This is a genomic window from Pontibacterium sp., assembly GCF_041587635.1.
Taxonomy (GTDB): Bacteria; Pseudomonadota; Gammaproteobacteria; order Pseudomonadales; family Balneatricaceae; genus Pontibacterium.
Map to the genome: position 1 here is coordinate 1 of NZ_JBFGYC010000671.1, position 1,932 is coordinate 1,932.

The window sequence follows — 1,932 nt, forward strand, 5'->3', positions numbered from 1 at the left end:
GACTTCCGTACATTCCTTGCGGCGTTCGTCAACGTACCTTGTCAGATCATCAAGAGCGGTCGTCGGTTGGTCTACCGTCTTCTGGCATGGAGTCCCTGGCAGCACGTCTTCTTCCGTTTGTTGTGGGGCACGTAGCGCAGTCGCGTCGTTCAGGCAGATGCGAGGCAGCCAGGCAATGTCCGGGCAGGGGCCGGTCTGTCTTGAAGGTATGGCTGCTTTGCGTACGATGATTTGCAGTCTTAACGTCAAGCGTATTTATCTGGCATTGCCGATAGGCGAATCCTCTAAGATTGAGCAGATGCATATAGATCTCATGGATATGAATGTTGATCTTATTTGGGTGCCTGACATTTATGCTCTGAATCTGCTGAACCACTCGGTGCGTGAGGTGGCGGGAATGCCGCTTATCTTTCTGAACGAAAGCCCGTTGACTTCGTTGCGTCGAGGGGCTGTAGCGAAAGATGTTATGGATAAGTTATTGTCTCTCGTTGCTCTAGTCCTTTTAAGTCCTGTGATGCTTATGGTTTCGGTCGCGGTAAAGTTTTCATCTCCAGGGCCTGTGTTTTTTAAACAGGATAGGCATGGCTTTGATGGAAAGGTTATCAAAGTCTGGAAATTTCGTAGTATGAAGGAGCATGTGGAGGATGGCGAGTCTGTTACACAGGCTAGCCGAGGTGATCCCCGGATTACAAATGTAGGAAGGTTTATTCGTCGAACATCTATAGATGAGCTGCCGCAACTAATAAATGTTTTGCAAGGATCGATGTCTTTAGTAGGCCCTCGGCCACACGCGGTTGCTCATAATCAATACTATTCTGAAAAAATTAATGATTACTTGGCTCGTCATCGGATTAAGCCCGGAATTACCGGCTTGGCGCAAGTGAGTGGTTATAGGGGCGAAACGGAAACTCTCGATAAGATGCAAAAACGAGTTGAGTATGATCTGGAGTATATCAATAACTGGTCGTTGTGGTTAGACGTAAAGGTTTTGATTAAAACTCCCTTTTCGCTTCTTTCGAAAGATATTTATTGATCTCCTATAAAGGTGTGTTAAGGATGAATGCTTGCAAAGTGCTGACAGTGTTTGGGACTCGACCTGAAGCGATTAAAATGGCGCCGCTGGTTAAGGCGTTGGCTGATGAACAGGGATTGGAAAGCCGCGTTTGTGTTACCGCCCAGCATCGCGAAATGCTTGATCAGGTCCTGAATTTGTTTGAGATCGAGCCTGAATACGATCTCAATATTATGAAGCCCGGACAGGATTTGTACGATATAACTTCCCGGATTCTGCTTGAGCTGAAAGTAGTATTGAAAGACTTTCAGCCTGACTTAGTTTTGGTGCACGGTGATACTTCAACCACGTTGGCTACTGCGTTGGCCGCTTTTTATCATCAGGTGCCGGTTGGTCACGTTGAGGCGGGCTTGAGAACTGGGGATTTATACTCTCCATGGCCAGAAGAGGCTAACCGTAAAATGACCGGTGCAATTACAAAATTGCACTTTGCCCCTACACAAACCTCTGAATCCAATCTGTTGGAAGAGAATGTCTCAGCTGACCAGATCCATGTGACTGGTAATACAGTGATTGATGCTCTGCATTGGGTTGTCAATAAAATTGAGACTGACCAGCAGTTGTGTTCGGAGTTGGAGGGTCAGTTTCCGTGGCTGGATTCAGATAAGAAACTATTGTTGGTCACTGGGCACAGAAGGGAGTCTTTTGGTGGTGGATTTGAGCGGATTTGCCAGGCGTTAAGAGATATTGCTCTAGCCCATGCTGATTGTCAGGTAGTGTACCCTGTTCATCTGAATCCAAACGTTCAGCGGCCGGTGAATTTATTACTCTCTGATATCGACAATGTTCATCTGATCGAGCCGTTGGATTATCTGCCGTTTGTTTATCTGATGAGTAAAAGCTATCTGATTTTGACAGAC

At 46.5% G+C, this 1,932-nt stretch carries 2 protein-coding genes; both read left to right on the plus strand.

Annotated elements, in window-relative coordinates; all coding sequences use genetic code 11:
• The first annotated feature begins 157 nt into the window (after nucleotides 1-157).
• Nucleotides 158-1,033 (plus strand): exopolysaccharide biosynthesis polyprenyl glycosylphosphotransferase, encoded by an 876-nt coding sequence (locus ABYW01_RS20540; RefSeq protein ID WP_372836357.1) that lies wholly within the window; start codon nucleotides 158-160, stop codon nucleotides 1,031-1,033.
• Between the two features lie 23 nt (nucleotides 1,034-1,056).
• The coding region (gene wecB, locus ABYW01_RS20545; protein WP_372836358.1) for a non-hydrolyzing UDP-N-acetylglucosamine 2-epimerase at nucleotides 1,057-1,932 on the plus strand (876 nt) is incomplete at its 3' end.

What these genes read in the sequence shown, in the direction of transcription:
- ABYW01_RS20540 (WP_372836357.1), top strand. Translation starts at nt 158, where the DNA reads ATGCGAGGCAGCCAGGCAATGTCCGGGCAGGGGCCGGTCTGTCTTGAA.